The organism is Pseudomonas sp. NPDC098740, assembly GCF_044760065.1.
Lineage (GTDB): Bacteria > Pseudomonadota > Gammaproteobacteria > Pseudomonadales > Pseudomonadaceae > Aquipseudomonas > Aquipseudomonas rossensis.
The window spans coordinates 67,159-90,017 of sequence record NZ_JBIWAM010000018.1 but is presented as its reverse complement, the minus strand read 5'-3'; the positions used below and the strand labels follow the sequence as shown (position 1 = coordinate 90,017).

Below are 22,859 nucleotides of genomic sequence, written 5' to 3'. Positions count from 1 at the left end.
GCTTCAGAACGTAGTCCTGAAGCCCTCGGCCTTGCTGTTTAGTCTGTACCGCGAGGTTCTAATTCCTCTGTATCAGGAACTTTACCTTCAGCTGACGCGGGCTTTACGCACGCCGTCTGCCAGAGCCGAGCAAAGGCTCAACACGCCATCAACTGCCTGATCCGGCGTCGAGGCATTGGCGATGTGATCGATCAACGCTGAACCCACCACCACGCCATCAGCCAGACGCGCGATGGACGCCGCTTGCTCCGGTGTACGAATGCCGAAACCGATGCTGATCGGCAGATCGGTGTGGCGACGCAGACGCGCAACCGCTTCTTCGACATGCTCCAGCGTTGCCGCGCCCGCACCCGTCACACCGGCAACAGACACGTAATAGACGAAGCCTGAGCTGCCGTTCAGAACGGTCGGCAGGCGTACATCATCGGTCGTTGGGGTGGTCAGACGGATAAAGTCCAGACCCGCTGCCTGAGCCGGGTCGCACAGTTCGCCGTTATGCTCGGGCGGCAAGTCGACCACGATCAGACCGTCAACGCCGGCCTCTTTGGCGTCGGCGATGAAACGCGGCACGCCATACATGTGAATCGGGTTGAAGTAACCCATCAGCACCAGCGGCGTCTCGGTATTGCCTTCGCGGAACTCGCGAACCATTTGCAGGGTTTTCGCCAGGTTCTGCTTGGCGCCGAGGGCGCGGATGTTTGCCAACTGGATTGCCGGGCCATCGGCCATTGGATCGGTGAAGGGCATGCCCAACTCGATCACGTCGGCACCCGCTCCGGGCAAGCCTTTGAGGATCGCCAGCGAGGTGTCATAGCTCGGGTCGCCAGCGGTCACGAAGGTCACCAGGGCGGCGCGATTCTGTTCCTTGAGTTCGGCAAAACGCGTTTGCAGGCGGCTCATCAGTGTTTCTCCTGCTTGGATTGCTCTTGTTGAGAGTGTTCCATGTGGTGCATTACCGTTTGCATGTCTTTGTCGCCACGACCGGACAGGTTGACCACCATCAGGTGATCTTTCGGCAGCGTCGGTGCGCGCTTGAACACTTCGGCCAGGGCATGGGCGCTTTCCAGCGCAGGAATAATCCCTTCCAGGCGACAGCATTTGTGGAACGCGTCGAGGGCTTCGTCGTCGGTTACCGAGGTGTACTGTACGCGGCCGATGTCATGCAACCAGGCGTGTTCCGGGCCAATGCCTGGATAGTCGAGGCCGGCAGAGATCGAGTGAGCGTCGATGATCTGGCCATCGTCGTCCTGCAGCAGGAAGGTACGGTTGCCGTGCAGTACGCCCGGTACGCCGCCGTTCAGGCTGGCCGCGTGCTTGCCGGTTTCGATGCCGTAGCCGGCCGCTTCAACGCCGATGATCTCGACGCTCTTGTCATCAAGGAACGGGTGAAACAGGCCCATGGCGTTGGAGCCGCCTCCGATGCACGCCACCAGGCTGTCTGGCAGACGACCTTCCTGGTCTTGCAGTTGAGTACGGGTTTCTTTGCCGATAACAGCCTGGAAGTCGCGAACCATGGCTGGATAAGGGTGCGGACCGGCCACAGTGCCGATCAGGTAGAAGGTGCTGTCGACGTTGGTCACCCAGTCACGCAGGGCTTCGTTCATCGCGTCTTTCAGGGTGCCGGTACCGGCCACGACCGGGATCACTTCGGCGCCCAGCAGCTTCATGCGAAATACGTTGGCCTGCTGACGTTCGATGTCAGTGGTGCCCATGTAGATCACGCAATCGAGGCCAAAACGCGCAGCCACGGTGGCGGTCGCCACACCGTGCATGCCAGCGCCGGTCTCGGCAATGATGCGTTTCTTGCCCATGCGTCGCGCCAGCAGTATCTGGCCGATGCAGTTGTTGATCTTGTGCGCGCCGGTGTGGTTCAGCTCTTCGCGCTTGAGGTAAATCTTCGCGCCGCCGCAGAACTCTGTGAGACGTTCGGCAAAGTACAGTGGGCTTGGACGACCCACGTAGTCGCGCTGGAAGTAGGCCAATTCTTCTTTGAATGCAGGATCATCCTTGGCCAATTCGTATTCACGGGCCAGATCGAGGATTAACGGCATCAGGGTTTCGGCGACGTAACGGCCGCCGAACGCGCCAAACAGGCCGTTGGCGTCGGGGCCGTTGCGCAGATTAGTCTGGGTCATGGGTCGCTCCAGTTGAATGCGTGGGATGATGCTTTTGAAGAGAGAGTGGGCTTCACTCTACCCCTGACGCCTCAGGCTGAAAACCGATAAGATCGCTGCAACCTGTCAGGAAAACTCACAGATCTCATGAGTCATGACCTTCCCCCGCTGAACGCCCTTCGGGCCTTCGAAGCGACTGCCCGCCTGAACAGCGTCAGCAAGGCAGCCGAACAGCTGCACGTCACCCATGGTGCGGTCAGCCGGCAACTCAAGGTGCTTGAAGAACACTTGGGCGTAAGCCTGTTTATCAAGGATGGTCGCGGCCTGAAACTCACAGATGCCGGCATTCGTTTGCGCGATGCCAGCGGCGAGGCGTTCGAGCGTTTGCGGACTGTGTGTGCAGAGCTGACCCAAAGCACCGCCGATGCACCGTTCGTACTGGGTTGCTCGGGCAGCTTGTTAGCACGCTGGTTTATTCCCAGGTTGGGACGGCTGAATTCCGACCTGCCTGACCTGCGCCTGCACCTGTCGGCTGGCGAGGGTGATCTCGATCCACGCCGCCCGGGACTGGACGCCTTGCTGGTGTTTGCCGAGCCACCGTGGCCAGCGGACATGCAAGTCTATGAGTTGGCGAGCGAACGAATCGGCCCGGTCATGAGCCCGCGATTCGCGGGCTACGAACGACTGCAAAACGCACCGCCCGCAGCGCTGCTAAGCGAGCCATTGCTGCACACCACCTCACGCCCGCAGGCCTGGCCAATCTGGGCACAGCAAAGCGACCTCGACACCAAAGCATTGAAGTACGGACAGGGTTTCGAGCATTTGTATTATTTGCTGGAGGCAGCCGTGGCCGGCCTGGGTGTGGCGATTGCGCCCGAGCCGCTGGTGGCAGAGGACTTGAAGGCCGGGCGCCTGATTGCGCCATGGGGCTTCAGTGAAACCCCGGCGCAACTGGCGTTGTGGCTACCCAAGCGCGCCGCGGACGGGCGCGCTCGGCAACTGGCGCAGTGGCTCAAAAACGAGCTGCGCCAGACGGATTAGTCACCGCGTTTGAACAGCAGATAAGCCGCGAGCAGACCCAATGCACCGACGGCCACACCCGCTGTCGTCCAAGGGTGTTCCTGGGCGTAGTCCCGCGTGGCAATCCCGGTTTCACGGGTTTTGACTTTGACTTCTTCGTACGCATCGCTGAGCAGATGGCGCGAATGCTTCAGCGCGTTCTCGGCGTTGCTTTTCAAGGCTTTAAGGGTTTTACGCGACTCGTCCGAGGCGTCGTCCTTCAGGTTTTCCAAAGACTTCAGCAGACTCTCGATCTCGGCTTCCATGCTTTGCAATGAGGCTTTACGTAAAGAGGTGTTGGCCATGGTGGCTCTCCTGCATTGATTGAGTTGCGTGTGTTGGTTGGGACTTCAGGGGTTCGAGAAAGTGCAGTAAATCTGAACTTCCACTTCGGATTGGCCGACAGAAGTAATACGAAAAATCACTGCTAGTCTGTATTTCACACCCTGAGGAGAACGCCATGACTGACCATCACACCTACAAGAAAGTCGAACTCGTCGGCTCGTCCACCAGCAGCATTGAAGACGCCATCAACAACGCACTGGCCGAGGCCAGCAAAAGCCTCAAATATATGGAATGGTTTGAAGTGACCGAAACCCGCGGGCACATCAAGGACGGTAAGGCAGCGCACTTTCAGGTGACGCTCAAAGTCGGGTTCCGGATTGCCAGTAGCTGAGATTGAGCTAATCTTCTGAGCCTGCGCGCTGGCCGAGCGCCATAGGGAATGGCAAAGCGCTACATATGTAAATCCGGCTGATTGCTGGGTGCCCCTATTGATCCGACCAGGGAATGCGACCGATGAAGAATTTTATTTTGGCAGTAGGCTTGTTGAGTCTCGCGGGAACAGCCCTGGCTCATGGCAAGTCGTGCGAAGAGCTGAAAGCCGAAATCACCGCGAAACTTGATGCCAAGGGCATTTCTAATTATTCACTGGAAATCGTCGATAAAGGCGCTGCCGCTGACGGCAAAGTCGTCGGCACCTGTGAAAAAGGTTCCAAGCAAATCGTCTACAAGCAGGGCTGAACTCCCTCGAAATTAAAAAAACCGACGCAATGACGTCGGCTTTTTTGTGCTCGCTATTTGAGCGTCAGCCCTTCATGACCTGGGCCAGCAGCTCATAGGAGTGCACACGATCAGCATGCTCGTACAGGTCGCAGGTAAAAATCAGCTCGTCCGCCTGGGTCTGCTCGATCAGCACCTCCAGTTTGGCGCGGATTTTCTGCGGACTGCCAACCATCGCCAGACCAAGGAAATCGCCGACAGCCTCTTTCTCATGAGGCAGCCACAGGCCGTCCATGGTTTTTACCGGCGGACGCTGCACCAGGCTCTGGCCACGCATCAACGCCAGGATGCGCTGATAGACCGAGGTCGCCAGATAATCGGCCTGCTCGTCGGTGTCGGCAGCCACCAAGGGCACACCGAGCATTACGTAGGGCTTATCCAATATTGCTGAAGGCTTGAAGTGATTGCGGTAGACGCGAATGGCCTCATGCATGAAGCGCGGTGCGAAATGTGAGGCGAAGGCGTAGGGCAAACCGCGTTCACCCGCCAGTTGTGCACTGAACAGGCTGGAGCCCAGCAGCCAGACCGGGACATTGGTACCGGTGCCTGGCATTGCGATGATCCGCTGGTCCGGGGTTCGCGGGCCGAGGTAACGCATCAATTCGGCCACATCTTCCGGAAACTCGTCGGCGCTGCCGGAGCGTTCACGACGCAAGGCGCGGGCGGTCATCTGGTCGGAACCGGGTGCACGGCCCAAGCCCAGGTCGATCCGGCCCGGGTACAGACTTTCGAGCGTGCCGAACTGCTCGGCGATCACCAGCGGCGCGTGGTTGGGCAACATCACACCGCCCGAGCCAACACGAATGGTCGAGGTGCCGCCAGCCAGGTAGCCAAGCAGTACCGAGGTCGCCGAACTGGCAATGCCATCCATGTTGTGGTGCTCGGCAACCCAGAAGCGGTTGTAGCCGAATTTTTCGACGTGTTGCGCCAGGTCCAGGGAATTGCGCAGCGACTGGGCCGCGCTGCCGTTCTCCCGCACGGGCACCAGATCGAGGGTCGAGAACTTGATATCGGACAGTCGTTTCATAAGCCTGCTTCTCCAGTTGAGGGCGCAGGTTTTTTCTTACAAACGAAAACCTGCCGAATCTATAAGCGTGTTTCATGCAATGAGGGCATATACCCGAGTTTCAATGGCAGAGGCAAAATTCCTACCGAATTTGAAGAAAGATCAGATGAGGTGAACTTTGCACCACGGTCTATCCTCAGAACCCTAGCAACCGAAAACCACGAAGGCGCGACCCTTCGCGCCGGATCTTGAGGAGGCATTCATGGCTATCACAAAGAAAGCATCAGCTCATTGGGAAGGTGATCTGAAAACCGGCATCGGCTCGATTTCCACGGAAACCGGTGTCCTCAGAGAAGCGCCCTACGGCTTCAAGGCGCGCTTCGAAGGCGGCAAGGGCACCAATCCGGAAGAGTTGATCGGCGCAGCGCACGCGGGCTGCTTCTCCATGGCGTTTTCGATGATTCTCGGCGATGCCGGTCTCAAGGCTGACAGCATCGATACCAATGCCGAAGTCACCCTGGACCAGGTGGACGGCGGATTCGCGATCACGGCAGTGAAACTGATCCTCAAAGCGAAGATTCCTGGGGCGACTCAGGCTCAATTTGAGGAACTGAGCAATAAAGCCAAAGAAGGCTGCCCGGTTTCCAAAGTGTTGAATGCGAAAATCAGCCTGGATGCAACGTTGGTCAGCTAGATTCGCGTTGAAACGAAAAGATCGCAGCCTTCGGCAGCTCCTACAGATCACTCGATCCATGTAGGAGCTGGCGCAGCCTGCGATCTTTTTTGCGCTAAAACAAAACCTGGCTGGCGTAACTGTGGTCGAATAAATGACAGCAGCAGAAACGCATCTACGTGCGCGCTGCCTCAAAGGAGCTTCAACCATGAAACGTTTTGCCTTGGCGATTATCTGTTGCGCGCTGGCCACATCGGCCCTGGCGGCAACGAAATCCTGTGAAGACCTCAAGGCCGAGATTGAAGCCAAGATCCAGGCCAATAACGTCTCGTCCTACACGCTGGAAATCGTTACCAACGACGAAGTACACGATCAGAATATGGTCGTTGGCTCGTGCGAAGGGGGTACGAAGAAAATCATCTACCAGAAGAACGACCGCTGATTCACCTCATATGAGGCAATAGGACTCTCGATCTTCCGCGACGATTTCACGCTTGGCGTTGTACAACCGGGCGCCGGGGATGAACGCTATCGAACGGCCTTCGAGCACATAACGCTGGCCGGCTTCGAAATGATCGTAGTTGATGGTCAGGTAGCATAAACGTTCCGAGGGGCCGTTCATCATGCCCAGGCCCCCACCACCGGGCACTTCAAAGTCGAATCGAACGATCAGCTCATGGCTACCCGGGGTGACTTGGAAAAAACGCCCGTCGCGCAACCGCTGATTGTCCAGGCGTTCGGCCATCAGCAATTTATCGTTGGGGAATGGCGTAGAAAACTCGACCCAGGCCATCTGCGGATTAACCGCTGGCAACGGGCTCTGACAGCCAGCAACGATGCTTGCAGCAAGTAATAGCGTTAACCTGCGCATGATGATTTTCTCAAGGGCTAGTCCTTTAGAGTAACGCCGATCAGGTGCGTTGGCAGCCTGCCGGTACACCATGGCCAATCACTTTTCGCTGCTGATCATAGAGCTTTGCCCACGGCCGAAAGCCGATATTTCCTGCTTTCAGCTGATACCGCTCGCCGGCATTGAAGTCGTTGAATTTCACGTTTAGCTGGCAGTCACGCCATAGCGGCTCGGCGTCTGGTCCGATGTTGGTTGGTGCGACCGGGAACTGGTAACGAACCGTCAACTCATGGCTGCCCGGCTGAACCTCGAAATAGCGCTTGTCGGTGGCGGCCTTGTCATCGACTTCCACCGCTTGCAGCGCGGTGTCTTCCTGCTTCGAATCCAGGTCGATCCACGCTTGAGCCGGATCATGGGGGGGTAATCCGAATCCAGCACAACCTGCCAGCATCAGCAGGATTCCTGTCAGCATCAACGTGCGCATAGCGGAGCTCCAGTCAGGCGGGATAGTCTTGCGGGCAGACTCTCCAGGGATGATTCATTTTGATCAGGCCGCTTCCAAGCCTTGGGTTACTTGATCGCGTTTTACGCATTTTGTTTCCGGGTGTGTTGTTTTTGTTTCTCAACGGTTGCGCCGGCGTCAGCTATTACGGCCAATTGGCCAGTGGTCAGCTGCAATTGCTGCGGGCACGCGAGCCGGTTTCCAGAGTGATTGCCGATCCCGGTCGCGATCAACTATTGCGTGCGCACCTGACTCAATCGCAGAAGGCCCGCACGTTCGCCAGCCAACAGCTGCAGCTGCCGGATAACCAGAGTTACCGTTTGTACGCCGACATTGGCCGGCCGTTCGTAGTCTGGAACGTGTTTGCCACGCCGGAATTTTCCCTGACACCACAGAACCATTGCTTCCCGATCGCCGGTTGCGTCGCCTACCGCGGTTATTACAGTCAGAGCGCGGCCCGCGGTGAAGCTGCGTTGCAACGATTGCAAGGTATGGACGTGTCGATCGGCGGCGTCGAGGCTTATTCGACGCTCGGCTGGTTCAACGATCCGATTATCAGTTCGATGATGGCCTGGGGTGACGAACGATTGGCCACGCTGATCTTCCATGAACTGGCGCATCAACGTTTTTATGTGAAGGACGACACCGAGTTCAATGAGTCTTTCGCTACCTTCGTCGAACAGGAAGGCACCCGCCAATGGCGTGCATTCCGCGGCCTGGCGCCAGACAGCGGCGCGCAGGTGCAGCAACGGGACCAGTTCATTCAATTGGTTCTGGATACCCGCACGCGAATTGAACGGCTGTACACCCTGCCCCTGCCCGCCGACCAGATGCGCCAGCGCAAAGCCGACGAGTTCGAACGATTGCGGAGTGAATACCGGCAGCTGCGCGACAGCCAATGGGCTGGGGACAAACGCTATGACGCGTGGATCAATGCGCCGATGAACAATGCCCGGCTGTTGCCATTTGGGCTGTACGACCAATGGGTGCCGGCGTTTGCGGCGTTGTTCAGGCAAGAGGGTGGGGATTGGGTGAAGTTTTATGCATCGGTCGAGAAGCTCGGTGCGTTGCCGGTTGCAGAACGTAAGGCGGCTTTGAAGACATTGGTTGGAGCATAAAACTTCAGTGGCGGAGCGGGCCTCTTCGCGAGCAGGCTCGCTCCCACATTAGATCTGCGAATACAAGTCCAATGTGGGAGCGAGCCTGCTCGCGAAGGCGATTGAACTATCGCTGCAAAAACGCCTGATGCATCTCTTCCAGCGTCTCGAAGTGATAAACCGGTGCTTCAGCGTTCAACTCTTCCCGACTGCCAAAACCGTACCCCACCGCCGCCGCATCCAGCCCGTTGCTGCGTGCACCGATCAGGTCGTGTTTACGGTCGCCGATCATCAGGGTGTTGGCCGGGTCTAGGCCTTCTTCGGCCATCAAGTGGGCGATCAGCTCGACTTTGTTGGTCCGGGTTCCATCCAGTTCGCTGCCATAGATCACTTTGAAGTGCTTGGCGAAGTCGAAGTGCCGGGCAATTTCCCGGGCAAAATCCAAGGTTTGGACGTCGCGATGTACAGCTGTCGCCCCTGCCCGCCGAGGGTTTCCAACAGTGGTGTGACGCCGTCGAATACGCGGTTCTCATACAGTCCGGTGACCTTGAAGCGTTCGCGATAGAAGTTGACCGCTTCCCAGGCCTTGGGCTCGTCGAAGTCGTAGAACTGCATGAACGCCTGCAACAACGGCGGGCCAATGAAGTGTTCAAGTTTGGTCAGGTCGGGCTCATCGATGCCCAGTTTGCTCAAGGCGAACTGGATCGAACGGGTGATGCCTTCCCGTGGATCCGTCAGCGTGCCATCGAGGTCGAACAATACGGTTTGGTAATGCATGAAAATTCCTGAGCAAGTGCCGGACGCTTTTTGTTACTAGGGATTTAGAGCTGATCGTAGCCTTCGGCCAGATGCAAATTCTTGAGCTTCACGTAATTCGCCGCGCTGTAGGTGAAAAAGGCTTTTTCCTTGTCAGTCAGCGGCCGAACCTGTCTCACCGGGCTACCCACATAAAGGAAGCCGCTTTCCAGGCGCTTGCCCGGCGACACCAGGCTGCCAGCACCGATGATCACATCGTCCTCGACCACCGCGCCGTCCATGACGATGCTGCCCATGCCGATCAAAACCCGGCTGCCCACGCTGCAACCGTGAAGCATCACTTTATGCGCGATGGTCACGTCGTCGCCAATCAACAACGGAAAGCCATCGGGATTGAACGGCCCGGCGTGGGTAATGTGCAGCACGCTGCCATCCTGAACACTGGTGCGCGCACCGATGCGGATGCGGTGCATGTCGCCGCGGATCACCGTCAGCGGCCAGACGGAGCTGTCTTCGCCGATTTCGACGTCGCCGATCACCACCGCCGAACCATCGACAAAGGCGCCTTTACCCAGTAGCGGCGTGTGGTTCTGATACTTGCGAAGGGTCACGATAGGCTCTCTCTCTTTTGCTGATAGCTGCGGTGAGCGTCGATTGTAATTAAGATGGCGCAATGTTTCTTCCAGCCAAGGTGCCAACCGTGAGCGTGAACAACCCTCTTTTGCAGTCCTACGACCTGCCGCCGTTCTCGGCGATCCGTGCCGAACACGTGCAACCGGCCATTGACCAGATCCTGGCTGACAACCGCACCGCCATTATCGAGATCCTCAAAACCCAGGGCAAACAACCGACCTGGGCCGGGTTGGTGCTGGCGATGGACGAACTGAATGATCGACTGGGCGCCGCCTGGAGCCCGGTCAGCCACCTGAATGCCGTGTGCAATAGCGCCGAACTGCGCGAAGCCTACGAATCATGCCTGCCGGCCCTGAGCGCCTATTCCACCGAACTGGGGCAGAACCGCGAGTTGTTCGAAGCATTCGAAGCGCTGGCCAACAGTCCCGAAGCTGCCGGTTTCGACGTGGCGCAGAAAACTATCCTGGAACACTCCCTGCGTGACTTCCGTTTGTCGGGTATCGACCTGCCGGAAGCCGAACAGAAGCGTTACGCCGAAGTGCAGAGCAAATTGTCGGAGCTGGGCAGCCGCTTCTCCAACCAGCTGCTCGACGCCACTCAGGCCTGGACCAAGCACGTCACTGATGAAGCCGCCCTCGCCGGCCTGACCGATTCGGCCAAGGCGCAAATGGCCGCGGCTGCACAGGCCAAAGGCCTGGACGGCTTCCTGATCACCCTGGAATTCCCGAGCTACTACGCGGTGATGACCTACGCCCAGGACCGCGCCCTGCGCGAAGAAGTCTACGCCGCCTACTGCACCCGAGCGTCGGACCAAGGCCCGAATGCCGGTCAGAATGATAACGGCCCGGTCATGGAAGACATCCTCGGTCTGCGTCAGGAACTGGCCAAGCTGCTCGGTTTCGCCAGCTTCTCGGAGCTGAGCCTGGCCACCAAAATGGCCGAATCGAGCGATCAAGTGCTGAGTTTCCTGCGCGATCTGGCCACGCGCAGCAAGCCGTTCGCCACCCTGGATCTGGAACAGCTCAAGGCGTACGCCGCCGAACAAGGCTGCCCGGACCTGCAAAGCTGGGACAGCGGTTTTTACGGTGAAAAGCTTCGCGAGCAGCGCTACAGCGTGGCCCAGGAAGCCCTTCGCGCTTACTTCCCGATCGATAAAGTGCTGGGCGGTCTGTTCGCTATTGTCCAGCGTCTGTACGGCATTGAAATCGCCGAGCAGAAAGGCTTCGACACCTGGCACCCGGATGTTCGCCTGTTTGAAATCAAGGAAAACGGCCAGCACGTCGGCCGCTTCTTCTTCGACCTCTACGCCCGCGCCAACAAGCGTGGCGGTGCCTGGATGGACGGCGCCCGTGACCGTCGCCGCACGATCAGCGGCGTATTGCAAAGTCCGGTGGCGAACCTGGTGTGCAACTTCACCCCGGCCGACAGCGGCAAACCAGCGCTGCTGACCCACGATGAAGTGACCACCCTGTTCCACGAATTCGGTCACGGCCTGCATCACCTGTTGACCCGCGTTGAACACGCCGGCGTATCCGGCATCAACGGCGTGGCCTGGGATGCGGTCGAGCTGCCAAGCCAGTTCATGGAAAACTGGTGCTGGGAGCCGGAAGGTCTGGCGCTGATTTCCGGCCACTACGAAACCGGCGAACCGCTGCCTCAGGACCTGCTGGAGAAAATGCTCGCGGCGAAGAACTTCCAGTCCGGGCTGATGATGGTTCGTCAGCTGGAGTTCTCGCTATTCGACTTCGACCTGCACGCCACCCACGGTGACGGCCGTAGCGTGGCGCAGGTACTTGAAGGTGTGCGCGACGAGGTGTCGGTCATGCGTCCACCGGCCTACAACCGTTTCCCGAACAGCTTTGCGCACATCTTCGCCGGCGGTTATGCGGCGGGCTACTACAGCTACAAATGGGCTGAAGTGCTGTCGGCAGATGCCTTCTCGAAATTCGAAGAAGAAGGCGTGCTCAACGCCGAGACCGGCCGCGCCTTCCGCGAAGCGATCCTGGCGCGCGGTGGTTCCCAGGAGCCGATGGTGCTGTTCGTCGACTTCCGCGGACGCCCGCCGTCGATTGACGCACTCTTGCGCCACAGCGGCCTGAGTGAGGTCGCTGCAGCATGAGTGAGGGGCCTGTGATTACCAAAAAACGCTTTATCGCCGGGGCGGTCTGCCCGGCCTGCAGCGAGCCGGACAAGTTGATGATGTGGAACGAAGACGAAGTCCCGCACCGCGAGTGCGTGGCCTGCGGTTATTCCGACACGCTGAATGAACAAGGCCTGTCTGTGCCCAAGGAATTGGGCACGCGAGTCAACACTTCAGCGCTGAAAGTACCGGACGCCAAGGTTCAGGCCGTGCAGTTTTTCCCGAACCCGAAGCTGAAGAAAAAGCCTGACGAGCAACACTGAGTCACCGCCACCACCACACCTTGCGGTGTGGGGGTGGTAACTATCTACCACCTTTCCCCTGCGCTTCCTTTATAGGCTGACCACATTCAGCCTCTGCTCAAGGAAGACGCCATGCCCGATACCAATCCGCTTTTACAGGCCTGGGACCTGCCGCCCTGGTCGGAGGTCCGCACCGAACACCTCGTGCCGGCAATCACAGCCATCATTACCGACAACCGGCAGGTCATTGCCGAAACCATCACCAGCCAATCCGTATTCCCCAATTGGGATGACCTGGTTCTGGCCATCGATGAAATCGATGCGCGCCTGGGCGAGGCTTTGGGCATCATCCAGATCCTGTCGATGGCGAAACACAACGATACCGCCTGGAACACGGCAGCTGCTGCGTGCAGCGACGCTGGGGCGCAGTACCGATCCGAAAGAATGAGCAATCGTGCGTTGTTTGACGCATACCAGCGGTTGGCGAACAGTTCAATCGCCCTCAACTTCGATGAACCGCGCAAGGCAGCGCTGGCCAAGATTCTGCGCAAGTTTCAATTGTCGGGAATCGGCTTGCCCCTGAAGCAGCGGGAAAAGCTGGCCCGATTGAACCTCGACATTGATCGGCTCGAAGAGCTGTTTCTCATCCATCTGAAAAGCGCCAACGCTGCATGGACCAAGCACGTCGATGACGTTGCGGTACTGGAAGGTTTATACCCCACCGTAAAAAATCGTCTGAGACACCTGGCCAAAGAAGCAGGACATGAAGGCTGGCTGATTCCCCTGGATGAAAACACCTACCAGCAAATCATGAGGTACGCCGAAAATCGGGCATTGCGAGAAGAATATTTCGTGGCGTACTCCACGCGCGCGTCCGATCAAGGCCCGCATGCCGACGAGTTCGATAATGATCCTGTACTGACGTTGCTGCTTTCGCTGCGCCACCAGAAAGCCAAACTGCTAGGTTTCGATAATTTCGCGCAACTGCGTCTGGCCACCGCAGCGGCCGAGTCCACCGATCAAGTTCGTAGTTTCCTGCGTCGGCAAGTGACATTGAACACACCGACCCTTGCACGGGATTCAAAGGAGCTACAAGAGTTTGCGCTCGAACGGGGCATCTCTGAAGTACACGCCTGGGACCACGAATTTCTCGCTGAACAACTGCGCCACCATCGTTTCCCTGAAGCCCTGAAGAATCTGCGCGACTATTTCCCTCTGGACGGCACCTTGCGACGACTCTGCCTGTTCTGCGAACGGCTGTTCGGGATCCGGATCCTTGAGCAGGCTGAATTCAGTCGCTGGCATAACGACGTGCGCCTGTTTGAGATCAGCGAGCATGGTCAGACCATCGGGCATATTTATCTTGACCCGTTCCACCGCAAAGAAGCTCCGGATTACGCCTGGACCGGCACGCTGCGAAACCGACGAAGAAACGCCGAAGGCCGCGCAGCGCTACCGATTGCCGATCTTCACTGCAACTTCACGCCTGGGGTCGACGGCCATCCGTGCCTGCTTGAGCACAAGGATCTGCGGACGCTTTTTCATGAATTCGGTCACTGTCTGCAACACGTGCTGACGAGTTCGCCGCATCACAACCTTTCCGGCATTTCCCAACTGGGGCGCGATACGGTGGAGTTCGCAGGGCAAGTATTCGAGCAGTGGTGCCTGTCACGGGAGTTTCTATTATGGCTCGGTGCCCACCACCAAAGCGGTGAACGCTTGACCGAGGCGCGGGTAGACGCGGTACTGGCAGCCCTCGAAACCCGGACCAGCCGGCAAACCGCACTCTTGCTGATGGGTGCAATGTGCGATTTCGAATTGCACCGCAGCCAAGGCGATGGTCGTAGCACCCAGCAAGTATTCGAAGACGTTCAGCAGGAGATTCCCCACGTGCAACTGCCGTCTTATTGTCGGTTCGCAAACGGCTTTGACTACATGGTGACCGGTTACGCCGCCTCCGTTTACGCCTACACGTGGTCAGGCGTACTGGCCAACGAAGCCTTCAAGCGATTCCGTCAGGACGGGGTCTTCAATGCGCAAACAGGGCGAGTCTTTCGCGAGGCGTTTTTTTCTCCGGGCGATTCGCGCTCCTTGCTGACCGCCCTGGAAGCGTTTCTTGAACGGCCGATCGCCGAAGATCTGTTCGCGCTTTCGTCAGAGGCCGTTACCCGCTGAGGCAACGGTTTACTCGACGTGGGCCGATTTGAACCAGCTCTTCATCGAACAACTGGCGAACGGACTCGTGCTGCAATCGCCGTTGGCCAACGCGGTGCGGAGCTTGTCGACATCGACCTGCATCATGTAACGGACGCCGTCCTTGAAATGAGTGCTGTCACCAAAGCCGCCCTGGGTCATTTCGCTCAGGGCGTCTTCCTTGCTCCAGCCCTGCACCACGACCCGGTACATGGCCACCATCAGGCCCGTGCGGTCCGAACCATGCTTGCAGTGCATCAGCACCGGTCCCTTGGCTTCGGCAGTCTGGATCGCGCGAAGGGCTTTGAGTACATCCGCATCATCCACATGGTTGGTGCGATAGGGCAGCTGTACCTGTGCGATACCTGGCGTCGACAACCAGCTTGAATCCGACTCGGGCAGGAACGTGATTACCGTCCCGACCTTGAGTTTTTCCAGTAACGGCACTGAGCCTCTGTCGGGCAATGCACTGCGATAGAGCGTCGGGGACATTTTGAAAAGGTTGTATTGCACCTCGACCGATTGAGCCCACTCCGCAGGTCGGGGCAACGCACTGTCGTCGGCAAGGGCCAGCGGCAGGTTCAAAAGTGCGGCCAGCGACAGGTAAATCGCTAAGACACAACGCAGTAGAGACATGCTGGGAGTGACCGTTCAGGAAGAATCGGGAAGATGACGCCCAGCTTCAACCCCGAGCGGTCAAAGGCCTGTGACCCCTCTGTCAAAGAATCGTGAATCAGCCGATCGCTTTCGTCGCAAAACCGAGGTTTTTTAGCTGAATCGGTTCATCTTTATGCTTAGCCTGCTACCATTTGTTTCTCCATATTACCGATGCGCCCTATTGCTCTCCGCTTGTTGGCGATCTGCATCGGTGCCAAAACGAAAAGCCGTCCTGCGAGACGGCTGAAAAACCGCTATGCCTGATGAGGTGCCCTCCTATGTCCGATCAAGATCGAGACAACCCGCGGCGTGAGTTTTTGCGCAAATCCCTGACCTTGATCCCGGTGGTCACCGTTGCCAGCACCGGTCTGGGTAGCACGGTCCTGATGGCCGCGCCCGAAGCAGCCCCGGCCAGTTCCGGCAAAGAGCCGGTCAGCACCAGCACCTATGAACCCAGCTACTTCACCACCGAAGAATGGACGTTCATCCAGGCGGCTGTCGCCCAGCTGATTCCGAGCGATGCCCAAGGGCCAGGCGCCCTGGAAGCCGGTGTGCCCGAATACATCGACCGCCAGATGAATACGCCTTACGCGGCCGGCGCGCTGTGGTTCATGCAGGGACCATTCAACGCAGACGCTGCTCCGGAAATGGGCTGGCAGAGCAAACTGGTGCCCAAAGAGATTTATCGCCTGGGCATCGCCGCGACGGATGCTTGGTCGAAAACGTTCAACGGTAAAGTATTTGCTGAGCAAGACAGCGCTACCCGAGACTATTTACTCAAACAACTCGAGGCCGGAAAACCTCAGTTCGACAGTGTTCCAGCGAAGGTTTTCTTCAACCTGCTGCTGCAAAACACCAAAGAAGGGTTCTTCTGCGACCCGATTCACGGCGGCAACAAAGGCATGGTCGGCTGGACCATGATCGGCTTCCCCGGCGCCCGCGCCGATTTCATGGATTGGGTGGAACGCAACGAGCAATACCCCTTCCCGGCAGTTTCGATTCGCGGCGAGAGGGCGTAAGCATGGCAACGGTAATGAAGAAGGTCGACGCAGTGATCGTCGGTTTTGGCTGGACGGGCGCAATCATGGCCAAGGAGCTGACAGAAGCCGGCCTGAATGTGCTGGCGCTGGAGCGCGGGCCGATGCAGGACACTTATCCCGATGGCAACTATCCACAGGTGATCGACGAACTCACCTACAGCGTGCGTAAAAAACTCTTCCAGGACATTTCCAAAGAGACCGTGACCATTCGCCATAGCGTGAATGACATCGCGTTGCCGAACCGCCAACTGGGCGCTTTCCTGCCCGGCAATGGTGTCGGCGGCGCCGGTTTGCACTGGTCCGGCGTGCACTTTCGGGTCGACCCGATCGAGTTGCGCATGCGCAGCCACTACGAAGAACGCTACGGCAAAAGCTTCATCCCCAAGGACATGACCATCCAGGACTTCGGCGTCAGCTATGAAGAGCTGGAACCGTTTTTCGATTACGCCGAGAAGGTCTTTGGCACGTCGGGTCAGGCCTGGACGGTGAACGGTCAGTTGGTCGGCGAAGGCAAGGGCGGCAACCCGTACGCGCCGGATCGTTCGAATCATTTCCCGCTGGAATCGCAGAAGAACACTGTTTCCGCACAGCTGTTTCAGAAAGCGGCCACCGCAGTGGGTTACAAACCCTACAACCTGCCCTCTGCCAATACGTCAGGCCCCTACACCAACCCCTACGGCGCACAGATGGGCCCGTGCAACTTCTGCGGTTTTTGCAGCGGCTATGTCTGCTACATGTATTCCAAGGCATCGCCGAACGTAAACATTCTGCCGGCGCTCAAACCGCTGCCCAATTTCGAGCTGCGGCCCAACTCCCACGTATTGCGGGTCAATCTCGACAGCACCAAGAGCAAGGCGACAGGCGTCACCTACATCGATGGCCAGGGCCGGGAGATCGAGCAGCCCGCGGACCTGGTGATCCTCGGTGCCTTCCAGTTCCACAATGTGCGGCTGATGTTGCTTTCGGGTATCGGCAAGCCGTACGACCCGATCAGCGGCGAAGGCGTTGTCGGCAAGAACTTCGCTTACCAGAACATGGCCACCATCAAGGCCTACTTCGACAAAGACACCCACACCAATAACTTTATGGGTGCCGGCGGTAACGGCGTGGCGGTGGACGACTTCAACGCCGACAACTTCGATCACGGGCCCCATGGTTTTGTCGGCGGCTCGCCGATGTGGGTCAACCAGGCCGGCAGCCGACCGATCGCAGGCACATCCAACCCGCCGGGCACCCCGGCCTGGGGCAGTGCCTGGAAACGTGCCACCGCCGATTACTACACCCATCAAGTGTCGATGGATGCCCACGGCGCGCATCAATCCTACCGCGGCAACTACCTCGATCTGGACCCGGTGTACCGCGATGCCTACGGCTTGCCGCTGTTGCGGATGACCTTCGACTGGCAGGAAAACGACATCAAGATGAACCGCTTCATGGTCGAAAAAATGGGCAAGATCGCCGAAGCGATGGGCCCCAAAGCCATCGCCGTGATTGGCAAGAAGGTTGGCGATCACTTCAACACCGCGTCTTACCAGACCACCCACCTCAACGGTGGCGCGATCATGGGCACCCATCCGAAAACCAGCGCCCTGAACCGTTACTTGCAGAGCTGGGACGTACACAACGTTTTCGTCCCAGGAGCGTCAGCTTTCCCACAAGGTCTGGGCTACAACCCTACCGGCCTGGTGGCAGCTTTGACCTACTGGTCGGCCCGGGCGATCCGCGAGCAGTACCTGAAAAATCCCGGCCCGCTGGTTCAGGCTTAAGGAGCGATGACCATGAAAGCACTTGTTATCGCGACTCTGGCGCTGCTCGGTTGTAGCTCGATCAACGCCGAAGAAATCGATCAAAACCTGATCAAACAAGGCGAGTACCTCGCCCGAGCGGGTGACTGCGTGGCCTGCCACACCGCCAAGGACGGCAAGCCGTTCGCTGGCGGCCTGCCGATGGAAACGCCGATCGGGACGATCTACTCCACCAATATCACACCGGATAAAACCGGCCTGGCTGACTATAGCTTTGAGGATTTCGACAAAGCCGTGCGCCATGGCGTCGCCAAAAACGGTAGTACGTTGTACCCGGCCATGCCGTATCCGTCCTACGCCAGCGTCAACGAAACCGACATGAAAGCCTTGTACGCCTACTTTATGCACGGCGTAGCGCCGGTCGCTCAGGAGAACAAGGACAGCGACATCCCCTGGCCTTTGAGCATGCGCTGGCCGCTTGCGGGCTGGCGCTGGATGTTTTCCCCGGCTGTGGCGGACTACAAAGCGGCACCCGGCGAAGATGCCGCGGTCAGTCGTGGGGCTTATCTGGTGGAAGGCCTCGGACATTGTGGCGCGTGCCATACGCCGCGTGCCCTGACCATGCAGGAAAAAGCCCTGAATGCAGGCGAAGGCAGCGCATTTCTGTCAGGCAGTGCGCCATTGGAAGGCTGGATCGCGAAAAGTCTGCGGGGCGATCACAAGGACGGCCTCGGCAGCTGGAGCGAAGAACAACTGGTGCAGTTCCTCAAGACCGGTCGCAGTGATCGCAGCGCAGTGTTTGGTGGCATGAGTGATGTGGTGACGCACAGCATGCAATACATGACCAACAACGATCTCACCGCGATTGCCCGTTACCTCAAGTCCTTGCCGGCAAATGATCCAGACGACCAACCGCACCAGTACGACAAACAGATCGCACAGGCACTGTGGAACGGGGACGACAGCAAGCGCGGCGCTTCGGTGTACATCGACAACTGCGCGGCCTGTCACCGTACCGATGGCCATGGCTACACCAAAGTGTTCCCGGCGCTGGCAGGCAACCCGGTGTTGCAGTCGGAGGATCCGACGTCGCTGATTCACATCGTGCTCAAGGGCGGTACGCTGCCGGCGACCCACATGGCGCCTTCGACCTTCACGATGCCGGGGTTCGCCTGGCGCCTGTCGGATCAGGAAGTGGCGGATGTGGTCAGTTTTATCCGCAGCAGCTGGGGCAACGGCGGCTCGCCGGTCAAGGCGAGCGAAGTAGCAGACCTGCGCACGAATGATATGAAGACCACGTCGGCAGACGATCTAGGGCAAGTCACCCAGAAAAACTGACTGCCCAGCGGCACTAGCCAGATGAATAACGCCCCTATACTGTATATAAAAACAGTACAGAGGCGTTTTCATGTCCACCCCTCTTCCCCCGCGCGGCCGCGGTACCGCGACCAACCCGCACAACCGCTTCGCGCCGAATCGCTCGGTGGCCGAGGATGACGGCTGGTATCAGGAAGCGCCGATCACCCAGGGCACCGAGGTGCGCATCGAAACGGCGAAAACCATCATCACTCGCAACAACTCGCCGGACTTGCCCTTCGATCGTTCGATCAATCCCTATCGCGGCTGCGAGCACGGCTGCATCTATTGCTACGCGCGGCCCAGCCACGCTTATTGGGACATGTCGCCAGGGCTGGATTTCGAAACCAAACTGATCGCCAAGACCAACGCCGCCGATGTGCTGGAAGAACAACTGTCCAAGCGCGGCTATCAATGTGCGCCGATCAATCTGGGCTCCAATACGGACCCTTATCAACCGATTGAACGCGAACACAAAATCACCCGCAAAACCCTCGAAGTGCTGCTGCGCTATCGCCATCCCGTGACCATCATTACCAAGGGCTCGCTGATTCTTCGGGATCTGGACCTGCTGGCCGAACTCGCCGAGCAAAGGCTGGTGGCGGTGATGATCAGCCTCACCACCCTGGACGATGAGCTCAAACGCATCCTCGAACCGCGCGCCGCGGCACCCAAGGCTCGGTTGCGGGCGATCCGCGTGATGCGTGAAGCGGGAATTCCGGTGGGCGTTCTGTGCTCGCCGATGATTCCGATGATCAACGACAGCGAACTCGAAAGCCTGCTCACCGAAGCTCATGCCGCGGGGGCGCAAAGTGCGGCCTACATGATGCTGCGCCTGCCGCTGGAAGTTGCGCCGCTGTTCGAAGAATGGCTGGCGGCCCACTATCCTCAGCGTGCCGCTCATGTGTTGAGCCTGATTCGTCAGAGCCGTGGTGGCGAGCTCTACGACAGTCGCTTCGGTGCCAGGATGCGTGGCGAAGGGCCGTTTGCCGATCTGCTGGCGCAACGCTTTGCCAAAACCATCAAACGCCTGGGGCTCAATCGTCGGGAAGGTTTCAATCTGGACTGCGAAGCCTTCTGTCCGCCGGGTCGCCAGATGTCGTTGATTTGAGGACAATTGGTCTATGGTTGAGTAGGGTGAAATGCACTTTGCCACTACACCGGTCACGTTTTTTGTGACATGGAACACGCGTTCTAGAGCGTTTTATTCAGTTTGAGTTAAGTTTCGACCGCTACCTTGTTCATCGAGTGACTGACAGGTCTAGATTCTCAACCTGGATGTTTTTTAAACAGCCACTGGCTTCACACCGGAAAAAACGGGAAAATTCCCTGACTCCGCCAAAGAGGATGAATCATGAGTGACAAGGATAAACAGCCGTTGGCTGCGTCGGCTTCAGCCCAACCGGAGGCGGAAACCGCCGATGCAGCGCTGCAGCATATCGTTGACGGCTTTTTGCATTTTCATCACGAGGTTTTTCCACAGCAGGAAGAACTCTTCAAAAAACTTGCCACGGCCCAGAGCCCCAGAGCGATGTTCATCGCCTGCGCCGATTCGCGCATCGTTCCTGAGCTGATCACCCAAAGCGCCCCCGGCGACCTGTTCGTCACCCGTAACGTGGGCAACGTTGTGCCGCCTTATGGGCAAATGAACGGCGGTGTTTCCACGGCAATCGAATACGCGGTACTGGCCCTCGGCGTGCAACACATCATCATCTGCGGGCACTCTGACTGTGGCGCGATGCGCGCAGTGCTCAACCCGCAAAGCCTGGAAAAAATGCCGACGGTCAAAGCCTGGCTGCGTCATGCGGAAGTGGCAAAAACCATGGTCCAGGACAACTGCCATTGCGCTGACGAAAACGAAAGCATGCACGTCCTCACCGAGGAGAATGTGATCGCCCAGCTGCAACATTTGCGCACGCACCCGTCGGTAGCCTCGCGCATGGCCAATGGGCAGCTGTTTATCCATGGTTGGATCTACAACATCGAAACCAGCGAAATCAGAGCCTACGATGCGGACAAGGGCTGTTTCCTGCCGCTCGATGGCAGCCATCCGATTCCGGTGGCGACGCCCAAAGCGCGCTTCTAAATCTTCCTAAATTATTGTGTGGTTTAGCCAAGGCTGCTGATCAAGCAGCCTGGCTTCGCCACGCCTGAAGAAAACTTCGGGAGAGTCACCATGCGTGCTGCTCAACTTAAAGCTGTTCTGCCACGGGAGCTGCTGGCGTCCGTGGTTGTGTTTCTCGTCGCCCTGCCCTTGTGCATGGGCATCGCCATCGCCTCGGGGCTGCCGCCGTCCAAAGGCTTGATCACCGGGATCATCGGTGGCCTGGTGGTGGGCTGGATTGCCGGTTCGCCACTGCAAGTCAGCGGCCCGGCGGCCGGTTTGGCGGTTCTGGTGTTCGAACTGGTACGCCAGCACGGCGTCGACATGCTCGGGCCAATCCTGCTGCTGGCCGGTTTTCTGCAACTGGTGGCAGGGCGTTTAAAGCTGGGCTGCTGGTTTCGGGTGACGGCGCCGGCCGTGGTCTACGGCATGCTCGCCGGGATTGGCGTGCTGATCGTGTTGTCACAGGTGCATGTGATGCTCGACTCCGTGCCCAAGCCCTCGGGGCTGGATAATCTGGCAGCCTTCCCGGCTGCCGTCGTGCAGGCCTTGCCCTCCTTCGGTTGGCAAGCCGGGTTGCTCGGGCTGTCGACGATTGCGGTGATGTGGTTGTGGGAGAAATTACGCCCCCATTCCCTGCGCTTCATTCCCGGCGCACTGCTGGGTGTAGGCCTGGCGACCGTCGCCAGCCTGGTGCTCGCGTTGCAGGTCAAACGAGTAGAAGTCCCAGACAACCTGGCGGAAGCCATCGACTGGCTGAAACCCGCAGATTTACTCAACCTGGCTGACCCGACGCTGCTCATTGCCGCATTTGCCGTGGCGTTTATCGCCAGCGCCGAAACCCTGCTCTCGGCCGCCGCGGTGGACCGCATGCACAGCGGCCAGCGCTCAGACTTCGACCGGGAATTGTCGGCTCAAGGCGTAGGCAACATGCTCTGCGGTTTACTCGGCGCGCTACCAATGACCGGCGTGATCGTGCGCAGTTCGGCCAACGTCCAAGCGGGCGCCACCACGCGACTGTCGGCGATCTTCCATGGCCTGTGGCTGCTGGCTTTCGTGTTGCTGCTGTCCAGCGTGCTGCAAAGCATTCCGGTGGCGAGCCTGGCGGGCGTTCTGGTTTACACCGGTTTCAAACTGGTCGACCTCAAGGCCTTCCGCGGTCTGGGCCGTTATGGGCGGATGCCGATGTTCACCTACGCGGCAACAGCCCTGGCGATCATCTTCACCGACCTGCTGACCGGCGTGCTGATCGGCTTCGGCCTGACCTTGGCCAAACTGGCCTGGAAGGCTTCGCGGCTGAAAATCAGCCTGATCGATCTGCCCAAGGACGGCGAAATGGAACTGCGATTGATAGGCGCAGCGACTTTTCTCAAAGTGCCGGCACTGACCCAGGTGCTAGGGACCATTCCCGCAGGCGCGACGGTGCATGTGCCACTCAATAACCTGAGCTACATCGATCACTCGTGTCTGGAGTTGCTGGAGGAATGGGGTCGGGCCAATGCGGCCAAGGGATCAAAACTGTTGATTGAAGCGCGGGGGTTGAAGCGCAGGTTGGAAGGGCGATTGCGAACCACGACGGGCGTCGGTTCCGCAGCCGCTTAAAAAAGATCGCAGCCAATAGGCTGCGATT

Annotated in this window: 23 protein-coding genes and 1 pseudogene; 15 read left to right on the top strand and 9 right to left on the bottom strand. The window is 58.5% G+C overall.

From position 1 onward, the window contains the following. Nucleotides 1-87 precede the first annotated feature (87 nt). On the bottom strand, nucleotides 88-900 hold the full coding sequence (trpA, locus tag ACIQU2_RS21055; RefSeq protein ID WP_008152530.1) for a tryptophan synthase subunit alpha: 813 nt from the start codon (nucleotides 898-900) through the stop codon (nucleotides 88-90). After that, nucleotides 900-2,135, bottom strand: coding sequence for a tryptophan synthase subunit beta (gene trpB / locus ACIQU2_RS21050; protein ID WP_134421205.1), 1,236 nt, complete (start codon nucleotides 2,133-2,135; stop codon nucleotides 900-902). The genes trpA and trpB overlap by 1 nt, the downstream gene beginning before the upstream one ends. Before the next feature lie 126 nt (nucleotides 2,136-2,261). Between trpB and ACIQU2_RS21045 the strand changes: the two genes are divergently transcribed. Further along, nucleotides 2,262-3,155 carry a LysR family transcriptional regulator gene (locus tag ACIQU2_RS21045; protein WP_403143745.1) on the top strand — a complete coding sequence of 298 codons (894 nt, stop codon included), beginning with the start codon at nucleotides 2,262-2,264 and terminating at the stop codon, nucleotides 3,153-3,155. Here the strand turns inward: ACIQU2_RS21045 and ACIQU2_RS21040 are convergent. Further along, nucleotides 3,152-3,478: a YqjD family protein gene (locus ACIQU2_RS21040; RefSeq protein ID WP_008152522.1), complete on the bottom strand. Its 327-nt coding sequence runs from the start codon at nucleotides 3,476-3,478 to the stop codon at nucleotides 3,152-3,154. The genes ACIQU2_RS21045 and ACIQU2_RS21040 overlap by 4 nt on opposite strands. A gap of 155 nt (nucleotides 3,479-3,633) precedes the next feature. Here ACIQU2_RS21040 and ACIQU2_RS21035 point away from each other — a divergent pair, with 155 nt between their 5' ends. Beyond that, the gene (locus ACIQU2_RS21035) at nucleotides 3,634-3,849 is read left to right on the top strand and encodes a dodecin (RefSeq protein WP_008027736.1); all 216 of its coding nucleotides are present in this window, start codon (nucleotides 3,634-3,636) and stop codon (nucleotides 3,847-3,849) included. A 122-nt stretch (nucleotides 3,850-3,971) separates the two neighbouring features. Further along, nucleotides 3,972-4,196 (top strand): DUF1161 domain-containing protein, encoded by a 225-nt coding sequence (locus ACIQU2_RS21030; RefSeq protein WP_347804233.1) that lies wholly within the window; start codon nucleotides 3,972-3,974, stop codon nucleotides 4,194-4,196. A gap of 64 nt (nucleotides 4,197-4,260) precedes the next feature. Here the strand turns inward: ACIQU2_RS21030 and ACIQU2_RS21025 are convergent, their stop codons facing one another. Beyond that, on the bottom strand, nucleotides 4,261-5,262 hold the full coding sequence (locus ACIQU2_RS21025) for an LLM class flavin-dependent oxidoreductase (protein ID WP_095126740.1): 1,002 nt from the start codon (nucleotides 5,260-5,262) through the stop codon (nucleotides 4,261-4,263). Between the two features lie 241 nt (nucleotides 5,263-5,503). Between ACIQU2_RS21025 and ACIQU2_RS21020 the strand changes: the two genes are divergently transcribed. Both ACIQU2_RS21020 and ACIQU2_RS21015 read left to right on the top strand, forming a co-directional pair. After that, nucleotides 5,504-5,935 (top strand): OsmC family protein, encoded by a 432-nt coding sequence (locus tag ACIQU2_RS21020; protein WP_008152515.1) that lies wholly within the window; start codon nucleotides 5,504-5,506, stop codon nucleotides 5,933-5,935. 187 nt (nucleotides 5,936-6,122) lie between these two features. After that, a complete protein-coding gene (locus ACIQU2_RS21015) occupies nucleotides 6,123-6,356 on the top strand; it encodes a DUF1161 domain-containing protein (protein WP_403143742.1) in 234 nt (77 codons plus the stop codon). Between the two features lie 6 nt (nucleotides 6,357-6,362). Here the strand turns inward: ACIQU2_RS21015 and ACIQU2_RS21010 are convergent, their stop codons facing one another. Together ACIQU2_RS21010 and ACIQU2_RS21005 are read right to left on the bottom strand one after the other, a co-directional pair. Then, nucleotides 6,363-6,785 (bottom strand): hypothetical protein, encoded by a 423-nt coding sequence (locus ACIQU2_RS21010; RefSeq protein WP_403143741.1) that lies wholly within the window; start codon nucleotides 6,783-6,785, stop codon nucleotides 6,363-6,365. Between the two features lie 40 nt (nucleotides 6,786-6,825). After that, complete coding sequence (locus tag ACIQU2_RS21005; protein WP_403143739.1) at nucleotides 6,826-7,248, bottom strand: hypothetical protein; 423 nt, start codon at nucleotides 7,246-7,248, stop codon at nucleotides 6,826-6,828. 59 nt (nucleotides 7,249-7,307) lie between these two features. Here ACIQU2_RS21005 and ACIQU2_RS21000 point away from each other — a divergent pair, with 59 nt between their 5' ends. After that, the gene (locus ACIQU2_RS21000) at nucleotides 7,308-8,384 is read left to right on the top strand and encodes an aminopeptidase (RefSeq protein WP_403143737.1); all 1,077 of its coding nucleotides are present in this window, start codon (nucleotides 7,308-7,310) and stop codon (nucleotides 8,382-8,384) included. 106 nt (nucleotides 8,385-8,490) lie between these two features. On the opposite strand, the pseudogene ACIQU2_RS20995 reads toward ACIQU2_RS21000, so the two are convergent. After that, nucleotides 8,491-9,140 (bottom strand): annotated as a pseudogene (locus ACIQU2_RS20995) (HAD family hydrolase). 44 nt (nucleotides 9,141-9,184) lie between these two features. Continuing rightward, nucleotides 9,185-9,730 carry a gamma carbonic anhydrase family protein gene (locus ACIQU2_RS20990; RefSeq protein WP_347804238.1) on the bottom strand — a complete coding sequence of 182 codons (546 nt, stop codon included), beginning with the start codon at nucleotides 9,728-9,730 and terminating at the stop codon, nucleotides 9,185-9,187. Nucleotides 9,731-9,819: 89 nt separating this feature from the next. On the opposite strand from ACIQU2_RS20990, the gene prlC reads away from it, so the two are divergent. The 3 genes from prlC to ACIQU2_RS20975 all read left to right on the top strand — a co-directional run bounded on the left by prlC (nucleotide 9,820) and on the right by ACIQU2_RS20975 (nucleotide 14,309). Continuing rightward, complete coding sequence (prlC, locus tag ACIQU2_RS20985) at nucleotides 9,820-11,871, top strand: oligopeptidase A (protein ID WP_403143735.1); 2,052 nt, start codon at nucleotides 9,820-9,822, stop codon at nucleotides 11,869-11,871. Further along, entirely contained in the window at nucleotides 11,868-12,155 is a 288-nt protein-coding gene (locus ACIQU2_RS20980; RefSeq protein WP_008152496.1) for a YheV family putative zinc ribbon protein, read from the top strand. Before prlC ends, ACIQU2_RS20980 begins: the two co-directional genes overlap by 4 nt. Before the next feature lie 111 nt (nucleotides 12,156-12,266). Beyond that, on the top strand, nucleotides 12,267-14,309 hold the full coding sequence (locus tag ACIQU2_RS20975; RefSeq protein ID WP_403143733.1) for a M3 family metallopeptidase: 2,043 nt from the start codon (nucleotides 12,267-12,269) through the stop codon (nucleotides 14,307-14,309). A 9-nt stretch (nucleotides 14,310-14,318) separates the two neighbouring features. Here the strand turns inward: ACIQU2_RS20975 and ACIQU2_RS20970 are convergent, their stop codons facing one another. After that, the gene (locus tag ACIQU2_RS20970; RefSeq protein ID WP_403143731.1) at nucleotides 14,319-14,963 is read right to left on the bottom strand and encodes a tyrosine-protein phosphatase; all 645 of its coding nucleotides are present in this window, start codon (nucleotides 14,961-14,963) and stop codon (nucleotides 14,319-14,321) included. Nucleotides 14,964-15,262: 299 nt separating this feature from the next. Between ACIQU2_RS20970 and ACIQU2_RS20965 the strand changes: the two genes are divergently transcribed. The 6 genes from ACIQU2_RS20965 (at nucleotide 15,263) to ACIQU2_RS20940 (ending at nucleotide 22,831) form a co-directional block, all read left to right on the top strand. After that, on the top strand, nucleotides 15,263-16,003 hold the full coding sequence (locus ACIQU2_RS20965; RefSeq protein ID WP_403143729.1) for a gluconate 2-dehydrogenase subunit 3 family protein: 741 nt from the start codon (nucleotides 15,263-15,265) through the stop codon (nucleotides 16,001-16,003). 2 nt (nucleotides 16,004-16,005) lie between these two features. Further along, nucleotides 16,006-17,790: a GMC family oxidoreductase gene (locus ACIQU2_RS20960; protein ID WP_403143728.1), complete on the top strand. Its 1,785-nt coding sequence runs from the start codon at nucleotides 16,006-16,008 to the stop codon at nucleotides 17,788-17,790. A gap of 12 nt (nucleotides 17,791-17,802) precedes the next feature. Further along, nucleotides 17,803-19,107: a c-type cytochrome gene (locus ACIQU2_RS20955; protein ID WP_403143726.1), complete on the top strand. Its 1,305-nt coding sequence runs from the start codon at nucleotides 17,803-17,805 to the stop codon at nucleotides 19,105-19,107. Nucleotides 19,108-19,177: 70 nt separating this feature from the next. After that, a complete protein-coding gene (locus tag ACIQU2_RS20950) occupies nucleotides 19,178-20,236 on the top strand; it encodes a PA0069 family radical SAM protein (RefSeq protein ID WP_008152485.1) in 1,059 nt (352 codons plus the stop codon). 243 nt (nucleotides 20,237-20,479) lie between these two features. Continuing rightward, the gene (locus ACIQU2_RS20945) at nucleotides 20,480-21,211 is read left to right on the top strand and encodes a carbonic anhydrase (protein ID WP_347804245.1); all 732 of its coding nucleotides are present in this window, start codon (nucleotides 20,480-20,482) and stop codon (nucleotides 21,209-21,211) included. A 90-nt stretch (nucleotides 21,212-21,301) separates the two neighbouring features. After that, nucleotides 21,302-22,831, top strand: a complete 1,530-nt coding sequence (locus ACIQU2_RS20940; protein ID WP_403143723.1) for a SulP family inorganic anion transporter — start codon at nucleotides 21,302-21,304, stop codon at nucleotides 22,829-22,831. Nucleotides 22,832-22,859 lie beyond the last annotated feature (28 nt).

What these genes read in the sequence shown, in the direction of transcription:
- trpA (WP_008152530.1), bottom strand. Translation starts at nt 900, where the DNA reads ATGAGCCGCCTGCAAACGCGTTTTGCCGAACTCAAGGAACAGAATCGC.
- trpB (WP_134421205.1), bottom strand. Translation starts at nt 2,135, where the DNA reads ATGACCCAGACTAATCTGCGCAACGGCCCCGACGCCAACGGCCTGTTT.
- ACIQU2_RS21045 (WP_403143745.1), top strand. Translation starts at nt 2,262, where the DNA reads ATGAGTCATGACCTTCCCCCGCTGAACGCCCTTCGGGCCTTCGAAGCG.
- ACIQU2_RS21040 (WP_008152522.1), bottom strand. Translation starts at nt 3,478, where the DNA reads ATGGCCAACACCTCTTTACGTAAAGCCTCATTGCAAAGCATGGAAGCC.
- ACIQU2_RS21035 (WP_008027736.1), top strand. Translation starts at nt 3,634, where the DNA reads ATGACTGACCATCACACCTACAAGAAAGTCGAACTCGTCGGCTCGTCC.
- ACIQU2_RS21030 (WP_347804233.1), top strand. Translation starts at nt 3,972, where the DNA reads ATGAAGAATTTTATTTTGGCAGTAGGCTTGTTGAGTCTCGCGGGAACA.
- ACIQU2_RS21025 (WP_095126740.1), bottom strand. Translation starts at nt 5,262, where the DNA reads ATGAAACGACTGTCCGATATCAAGTTCTCGACCCTCGATCTGGTGCCC.
- ACIQU2_RS21020 (WP_008152515.1), top strand. Translation starts at nt 5,504, where the DNA reads ATGGCTATCACAAAGAAAGCATCAGCTCATTGGGAAGGTGATCTGAAA.
- ACIQU2_RS21015 (WP_403143742.1), top strand. Translation starts at nt 6,123, where the DNA reads ATGAAACGTTTTGCCTTGGCGATTATCTGTTGCGCGCTGGCCACATCG.
- ACIQU2_RS21010 (WP_403143741.1), bottom strand. Translation starts at nt 6,785, where the DNA reads ATGCGCAGGTTAACGCTATTACTTGCTGCAAGCATCGTTGCTGGCTGT.
- ACIQU2_RS21005 (WP_403143739.1), bottom strand. Translation starts at nt 7,248, where the DNA reads ATGCGCACGTTGATGCTGACAGGAATCCTGCTGATGCTGGCAGGTTGT.
- ACIQU2_RS20980 (WP_008152496.1), top strand. Translation starts at nt 11,868, where the DNA reads ATGAGTGAGGGGCCTGTGATTACCAAAAAACGCTTTATCGCCGGGGCG.
- ACIQU2_RS20975 (WP_403143733.1), top strand. Translation starts at nt 12,267, where the DNA reads ATGCCCGATACCAATCCGCTTTTACAGGCCTGGGACCTGCCGCCCTGG.
- ACIQU2_RS20970 (WP_403143731.1), bottom strand. Translation starts at nt 14,963, where the DNA reads ATGTCTCTACTGCGTTGTGTCTTAGCGATTTACCTGTCGCTGGCCGCA.
- ACIQU2_RS20965 (WP_403143729.1), top strand. Translation starts at nt 15,263, where the DNA reads ATGTCCGATCAAGATCGAGACAACCCGCGGCGTGAGTTTTTGCGCAAA.
- ACIQU2_RS20960 (WP_403143728.1), top strand. Translation starts at nt 16,006, where the DNA reads ATGGCAACGGTAATGAAGAAGGTCGACGCAGTGATCGTCGGTTTTGGC.
- ACIQU2_RS20955 (WP_403143726.1), top strand. Translation starts at nt 17,803, where the DNA reads ATGAAAGCACTTGTTATCGCGACTCTGGCGCTGCTCGGTTGTAGCTCG.
- ACIQU2_RS20950 (WP_008152485.1), top strand. Translation starts at nt 19,178, where the DNA reads ATGTCCACCCCTCTTCCCCCGCGCGGCCGCGGTACCGCGACCAACCCG.
- ACIQU2_RS20945 (WP_347804245.1), top strand. Translation starts at nt 20,480, where the DNA reads ATGAGTGACAAGGATAAACAGCCGTTGGCTGCGTCGGCTTCAGCCCAA.
- ACIQU2_RS20940 (WP_403143723.1), top strand. Translation starts at nt 21,302, where the DNA reads ATGCGTGCTGCTCAACTTAAAGCTGTTCTGCCACGGGAGCTGCTGGCG.